Source organism: Pseudonocardia xinjiangensis (assembly GCF_012911925.1).
GTDB classification, from domain to species: domain Bacteria; phylum Actinomycetota; class Actinomycetes; order Mycobacteriales; family Pseudonocardiaceae; genus Pseudonocardia; species Pseudonocardia xinjiangensis.
The window spans coordinates 22,699-29,608 of the sequence record NZ_JAAXKY010000096.1 but is presented as its reverse complement, the minus strand read 5'-3'; the positions used below and the strand labels follow the sequence as shown (position 1 = coordinate 29,608).

The following is a 6,910-nucleotide window of genomic DNA, read 5'->3' as shown; positions in this document are numbered from 1 at the left end:
CGTCCGGCCCGCCCCGCCGAGCCCGCCCGCCGCGGACACGGGCCGCCCTCGAACCCGACCGGTGCCGACCGGCGCGCGTGCCCTGCTGGTGCCTCCCTACAAGAGGCGCACGGGCATGATGGTCGTCTTCCACATCTTCCAGACCATCGGCTACTACGGGTTCGGCACGATGGTCCCGCTCGTGCTCACGGCGAAGGGTTATCCGATCTCGGAGTCCCTGCTGTTCACCGGGGTGACCTACCTGGGCTACCCGATCGGGTCGGCGCTCTCGCTGCCCGTCGTGGAGCGGGTCGAACGCAAGTACCTGGTGGTCGGGGCCGGGCTCCTGATGGCGGTCTTCGGCCTGGCGTTCGGCTTCTCGAACTCGATGCTCACGATCCTCGTGTTCGGCTTCCTCTACACGGCCGTCAGCAACGTCTTCTCGAACGCCTACCACATCTACCAGGCCGAGATCTTCCCGACGCATCTGCGATCGACCGCGTCGAGCGGGACGTACGCGCTGTCCCGCCTCACGACCGCGGCGATGCCGTTCGTCCTCGTCCCCGTGCTGAACGACGCCGGTGTCGGCGCGCTCTTCGCGATCGTGTGCGCCGCGATGGTCGTGGTGGCGGTGGACGTCGGCATCCTGGGTCCGCTCACCACGGGCCGGCGGCTCGAGGTCGTCAACGAGTAGCCCGTCGACGACGGAGGCCACTCACGGGGGGTGCGGCTCACCCCCCCACCGGCCCTCTCCGGCTCCTACCGTGGATCGAGGGATCGCCAGCGGCGATCCCGCGTTCTCGAACCGGTCACGAGGAGCTCTCGACGTGAAACGTGTGGACACGGCTCCGGCCAGGCAGGCCGGGGCCGCCGCCGTGGAACGAGCACCGCTCTCCCGGGGGGTGGTGCTGCTGCTGGCCGTGGCCAGCGGCGCCGCGGTGGGAAACCTCTACTACGCCCAGCCGTTGCTGGACGTGATCGCCCGGGACCTGCACGTCGGGCAGGGCACCGCGGGCCTGCTGGTGACCGCCACCCAGGTCGGCTATGCGCTGGGGATCATGTTCATCGTCCCGCTGGGTGACATCCGCAGCCGGCGGCGGCTGGCCCCGTTGATGATGCTGCTCTCGGCGGCGTGTCTGGCCGCGTGCGCGGTCGCCCCCGGCATCACCATCCTGGTACTGGCGCTGGTCGCCGTGGGCGTCAGTACCGTCGCCGGGCAGATCCTGATCCCGTTCGCGAGCGACCTCGCCACCGACGCCGACCGCGGCCGGGTGGTCGGCATCGTGCTCAGCGGAGCCCTCACCGGCATCCTGGCGGCGCGGGTCGTCAGCGGGCTCATCGCGGGCGCATTGGGCTGGCGGGCGGTCTTCGTGATCGCCGCGGTGGTCATGCTGCTCCTCGCGCTGGTACTGGCCCGGACGATCCCGCACGACATCCCGCGCCAGAGGCAGCCGTACGGCGCGTTGCTGCGCTCGATCCCCGGGCTGGTCCGCGGCGACACCACCCTGCAGATCGTGCTGCTCTACGGAGCGGTCAGCTTCGGCGCGTTCTCGGTCTTCTGGACCGGGCTGACCTTCCTGCTCAGCGGGCCGCCGTACAGCTACTCGACCTTCGTGATCGGGCTGTTCGGACTCGCCGGGCTCGTCGGAGCCGTCGCCGCGCAGGGTTCCGGGCGGCTGCACGACCGTGGCTGGTCCGTCCGCGCCACCGGCCTGTCGTGGCTGCTCGCCGTGGTGGCCTGGGCGGTCTGCGACATCGGGAGGTTCTCCGTGCCGTGGCTGGTGATCGGGATCGTGCTCCTCGACGTCGCGATCCAGTCGCAGCGCATCCTCAACCAGGCCCAGATGTTCCAGGCGTCGCCACAGGCCCGCAGCCGGGTCAACACGGCCTACATCACGGGCAGCTTCGTCGGCGGGGCCGTGGGTTCCGTCGTCGCCTCGGCCCTGTGGGCGGCGGGCGGCTGGAACGCGGTCTGCATCGTGGGCGGCGGCCTGTGCGCCGCTTCCTTCGTGCTCTGGCTGGTGACCACGCTGCGAGCCCGAGCCCTCCGAACCACCTGATCCCGCAACCACTCGACCAGAAAAGAGGCGTCCATGAGGAACGCAGCACTGGGCAACCTGACCGTCTCGGCACTCGGCCTCGGATGCATGGGCATGTCGGGCGCCTACACCGGCGCAGGCACCGACGACGCCGAGTCGATCCGCACCATCCACCGCGCCATCGACCTCGGCATCACGCTCATCGACACCGCCGATGTCTACGGGCCGTTCACCAACGAGGAGCTCGTCGGCCGCGCGCTCGCGGACCGCCGGGACGAGGTGGTGCTCGCCACGAAGTTCGGCCAGCTCACCTATCGCGACGCGCAGGCGCCGGGTGGCTCCGGGCCGGTGCGCCGCTTCGACAGCACGCCGGAGAACATCAGGATCGCGGTGGAGGGTTCGCTGAGGCGGCTCGGCACCGACCACATCGACCTCTACTACCAGCACCGCGTCGACCCCGGCACGCCGATCGAGGAGACCGTCGGCGCACTGGCCGAGCTGGTGGCGGAGGGCAAGGTCCGCTACATCGGCCTGTCCGAGGCCGGGCCCGACACCATCCGGCGGGCGCATGCCGTGCACCCGATCACCGCGCTGCAGAACGAGTACTCGCTGTGGACGCGCGACCCGGAGGCCGAGACCCTGCCGCTCGTGCGCGAGCTCGGCATCGGGCTCGTCGCCTACTCGCCGCTCGGGCGGGGCTTCCTCACCGGTCAGATCCGGTCGCTCGACCAGTTCGCCGACGACGACTTCCGTCGGAACAACCCGCGCTTCGCCGAGGCCGCCATCACCCAGAACCTGCGGATCGTCGACGAGGTCGAGACCGTCGCGAAGGAGCTGGACGCGACGCCCGCGCAGGTGGCGCTGGCCTGGCTGCTGGCCCAGGGTGACGACATCGTCCCGATCCCCGGTACGAAGAAGGTGAGCAGGCTCGAGGAGAACGCCGCCGCGGCCGACATCGTGCTGAGCGCGGAGCAGCGCAGCCGCCTCCGCTCCCTGCAGCCGCCCGTCGGCGCCCGCTACCCGGACATGACCCCGATCGGCCGCTGATCCGCGCGCCCGGTGGAGGTGTCGCAGGTCCCTCCGGAGCCACCCGCTCCGGGGGTGCCCCCGGCCTACCATGGCCAGGTGGCGAAGGCGAACCGCTTGGGGGAGTTCCTCAGGGCCCGCCGGGCGCAGGTCCTGCCCGGTGAGGTCGGCCTCCCCGTGGGCGGCGTCCGGCGCGTTCCCGGGCTCCGGCGCGAGGAGGTGGCCTCGCTCGCCGGGCTCAGCCTCGACTACTACGCGCGGCTCGAGCAGGGCCGCGAGCAGCACCCGTCCGCCGGTGTGCTCAACGCGCTCGGACGGGCGCTGCGGCTCGGGCTCGACGCCCAGCGCTACCTCTTCGCCGTCGCCGTCCCGGGCCCCGCGCCGGCCGCCGCGCGGGCCCACCGGCAGGTCGGCGCCAACCTGCTGGCGCTCATCGCCGACTGGAACGGCCATCCTGCGGTGCTGCTGGACCGCTGCAACACCGTCATCGGCGCCAACCATCTGGGGCGCGCCCTGTACGCCGGCCACCGCCACAGCGACAACCTGGCCCGTCTCCTCTTCGTCGACGAGAACGCCCGCACCTTCTACCGCGACTGGAACAAGGTCGCCACGGGCTGCGTCGCCGGCCTCCGCGCGTCCGCCGTCCTCGACCCGGACGACGCCGACCTCACGGCCCTCGTCGGCGAGCTCTGCGTGCGCAGCGCCGAGTTCGCCCGACTCTGGTCGAAGGCCGAGGTCAAGGACAAGACGTCCGACACGTTCCAGCTCCGCCACCCGCTGGTGGGAGACCTCGACCTCGTCTTCGAGTCGCTGCGCCCCAACGGCTCGCCCGACGTGGTACTGAAGATCTACCGCGCCGAGCCCGGATCGGCCACGGCCGAGGCACTGGCCGTGCTCGGCAGCCTCACCGCCGATCAGGAGGCACCCGATCGCGCTGCGATACACACCACTACCAGGGGTTTCAGCGGCGATCGTCCCTGAGGGACGGCCGCGGGGCCTTACGTTGGCCTGATGACGACAACGGCACCGTCCCCGTCGAGCGCCGCGGACCTCTCCACCGTCGACGAACTGCGCACCGGTTTCCACGAGGACCTCGGCCCCGGGGAACGGGCCACGCTGGTGTCCTGGCTGGCGTTCACCGCCACCTTCGCGGCGGTCCGCCTGGTCACCTACAGCATCCGGGACAAGAAGGGCCCGTTCCGGAACGTCAGTGTCGGTGGGGCGCACATCCACCACTACATGTGGGGCATCGGCCTGCTCAGCGGGGTCGGGGCCGTCGCCGTCCGCGGGGACGACCGCGTACGGCGACACCCGCTGGTTGCGGGGGCGTACGGCTCCGGCCTCGCTCTGATCGTCGACGAGTTCGCGCTGCTGCTCGACCTGCAGGACGTGTACTGGGCCAAACAGGGCCGGGTCTCGGTCGACCTCGGCGTCGGCGCGGTCGCGCTGGGAGGCGTCGGCTTCGCCGCCCTGCCGCTCCTGCGGCGCCTGGCCCGGCACCGCGGGGCACGCCGGGGACGGTCCGTCGCGTGACGTAGTGGCTCAGCGGGGATCAGACCGGAAGGCGGATCCCCTTCGCCTCGAGCCGGGGCAGTACCTCCTGCGCGAAGTAGCCCAGCTCGTCGATGTAGTCCAGGAACGACAGCGTCATCCCGCCGAACCCGGCCCGGTGGAACCGCTCGATCCCGTCGGCGACGTCGTCCGGCGTGCCGATGAGCGGGCAGCTGCCGTGGCCGGCGGCGAACCGGCTGCGGAACGTCTGCAGCATCTCGGGCGTGAACGACTGCGCGTGCAGTCCCTGCAGCGCCATGAGGTTGTCGACCGCCTCCCAGTCGGCCCGCTCGCCCGCATAGTCGTGCAGGAACTCCTCGGCCTCCGCCCGGGTCGGCCGGCACACCACGTGCCCCAGGGTGAACACCCCGACCGCTCGGTCGTAGGTGTCGCGGGCCGCCGCCTGCACCGCCTGGACGATCCCGGCGCCGTCCTCGGGGCCGCCGACGATCGTGAACGCGAAGTTCGCGTTGCGTGCGGCGAAGTCGCGGCCCTGCCGGGACGACCCGGCGTTGAGCACCGGCACCGGACCGTCGAACGGCTTCGGCATCCCCTCCACGTGTCGCAGGTGGAAGAACCGGCCGTCGTGGTCGAACCGCCCGGGCGTGCTCCAGATCTTCCCGACCACGTTCCACCACTCCTGCGCGAGCGCGTACCGCTCGTCGTGGTCCTCGGGCAGGTCGACCCCGAAGGCGTCGTACTCGGGCTTGTTCCAGCCGGCGACGATGTTGATGCCGGCCCGGCCGCGGCCGATCTGGTCGACCGTCGCCAACTGCTTCGCCACGACGATCGGATGGTTGAACGCGGTGTGGACCGTTGCAAACACGGAGATGCGGCGGGTGTGCGCGAGCAGACCCGCCGCCCACACCGTCGGGTCCAGCACGCCCTCGTGGAAGTTCGTCTCACCGCCGTAGCCGATCCACCGCGCGATGGGGAGCAGGAAGTCGATCCCGACCTCGTCGGCGAGCTGCGCGAGCCGCAGGTTGTCCTCCCAGCTCCCCGACCACCGGTCGGGGACCGTCGTGACGGCCAGGCCCGACGAGCAGTTGGCGGAGAAGAGGCCGAGCTTGAACGACGTGCCGTCCAGGATCGCCTTGCTCACGTGTGTCTCCTCGAAGCCGGGGGAGGGTCTCTCCGATCCTGTCACCGTCTTGACGGCGACGGCGGCGAGCTGATCGGATCACCGGCAGCGTCGCGTGCACCCGGCTCGGAGACCGTCGTGGGCATGGAGGCGCCGGACCTTCGGACGACCATGACCCCATCCCCGAGCCGCGACGACCGCCTGATGTCGTTCGGCACCCAGCTGATCGACATGCACGCCTGGCTCCGCGAGGAGCTCCTCCTGCTGCGTGAGGACGTCGACTCCTATCTGGACGGCCACGGCACTCGGCCCCGCGATCTGCTGGCCCACTGCCTGACGTTCTGCTCGGCCCTGACCGAGCACCACACGGGCGAGGACAGCGGCGCCTTCCCCGTGCTCGCGGCCGACGTTCCCGAGCTCGCACCGGTGCTCCGGAAGCTGACCCAGGACCACCACGTGGTGACCACGATCCTGCACAACCTGGAGAACCTGGTCGACCGCTGCACCGCCACGCCCGACCCGGCCGAGGCCCGGCGCCTCCGGGCCGAGCTGGAAGGGCTGGCCGCCGTGCTGGAAACCCACTTCACCTACGAGGAGAAGCAGCTCGTGGCCGCTCTCAACTCACTGACCACCCGAGCCGGAACGGATGCCGCCGACGCCATCCGCCGCGCGGTCACCCTGGGCGGCCGCGAGCTCGCGTAGGGCCTCACCGTCCAGCCGCAGCACCTCGATCTCGTCGAGCCCACGGGCGTGCAGACGACGGTAGAAGCGCAGGGCCGGCTCGTTGGTGCGCAACACCCACCACTCGAGGCGAGCGCATCCCCGGCGCACCGCCAGGTCCGCGAGATGACCGAGCAACGCCTGGCCCAGCCCGCTCCCCCGGTGCTCGGGACGGACGTACAGGTCCTCCAGGTGGATGCCGGGCCGGCCGGCGATCGTGCTGTAGGTGGGATAGAACAGCGCGAACCCGACAGGCTCCCCGTCGACCGTCGCCACGACGGCCTCGGCCACGGGACGCTCGCCGAACAGCGCCTCCGCCACGTCCCGGGGCTGTGCCAGCACCGGGCCGGGGAACTGCTCGGCTTCCGCGAGCTCGACGATGAACCGGTGCACGACCTCCGCATCAGCCGGTTCCGCCGGCCGGATCAGGGGCTGTGCGAGTGCCTTCAGCTCGTCCACGAGACGATCATGGCGCACGGCGTGGGCCGCGACATGGACACCTGTCGCGGAATTT

Annotated in this window: 8 protein-coding genes; 6 read left to right on the top strand and 2 right to left on the bottom strand. The window is 71.3% G+C overall.

Going from position 1 to position 6,910, the window contains the following annotated elements:
- The 5 genes from HF577_RS24850 to HF577_RS24830 all read left to right on the top strand — a co-directional run.
- The coding region (locus HF577_RS24850) for an MFS transporter (RefSeq protein ID WP_169398359.1) at positions 1 to 673 on the top strand (673 nt) is incomplete at its 5' end.
- A gap of 133 nt (positions 674 to 806) precedes the next feature.
- A complete protein-coding gene (locus tag HF577_RS24845) occupies positions 807 to 2,039 on the top strand; it encodes an MFS transporter (protein ID WP_211174786.1) in 1,233 nt (410 codons plus the stop codon).
- Positions 2,040 to 2,072: 33 nt separating this feature from the next.
- Positions 2,073 to 3,065 (top strand): aldo/keto reductase, encoded by a 993-nt coding sequence (locus tag HF577_RS24840; protein WP_169398358.1) that lies wholly within the window; start codon positions 2,073 to 2,075, stop codon positions 3,063 to 3,065.
- 78 nt (positions 3,066 to 3,143) lie between these two features.
- Complete coding sequence (locus tag HF577_RS24835) at positions 3,144 to 4,025, top strand: helix-turn-helix transcriptional regulator (protein WP_169398357.1); 882 nt, start codon at positions 3,144 to 3,146, stop codon at positions 4,023 to 4,025.
- Positions 4,026 to 4,055: 30 nt separating this feature from the next.
- On the top strand, positions 4,056 to 4,577 hold the full coding sequence (locus HF577_RS24830) for a hypothetical protein (protein WP_169398356.1): 522 nt from the start codon (positions 4,056 to 4,058) through the stop codon (positions 4,575 to 4,577).
- 19 nt (positions 4,578 to 4,596) lie between these two features.
- Here HF577_RS24830 and HF577_RS24825 read toward each other — a convergent pair whose 3' ends face one another.
- Complete coding sequence (locus tag HF577_RS24825) at positions 4,597 to 5,697, bottom strand: LLM class flavin-dependent oxidoreductase (protein WP_169398355.1); 1,101 nt, start codon at positions 5,695 to 5,697, stop codon at positions 4,597 to 4,599.
- A 150-nt stretch (positions 5,698 to 5,847) separates the two neighbouring features.
- Between HF577_RS24825 and HF577_RS24820 the strand changes: the two genes are divergently transcribed.
- A complete protein-coding gene (locus HF577_RS24820) occupies positions 5,848 to 6,378 on the top strand; it encodes a hemerythrin domain-containing protein (RefSeq protein ID WP_169398354.1) in 531 nt (176 codons plus the stop codon).
- Here HF577_RS24820 and HF577_RS24815 read toward each other — a convergent pair.
- Positions 6,298 to 6,855: a GNAT family N-acetyltransferase gene (locus tag HF577_RS24815; protein WP_312859364.1), complete on the bottom strand. Its 558-nt coding sequence runs from the start codon at positions 6,853 to 6,855 to the stop codon at positions 6,298 to 6,300. The two genes, HF577_RS24820 and HF577_RS24815, sit on opposite strands and share 81 nt — an antisense overlap.
- Positions 6,856 to 6,910 lie beyond the last annotated feature (55 nt).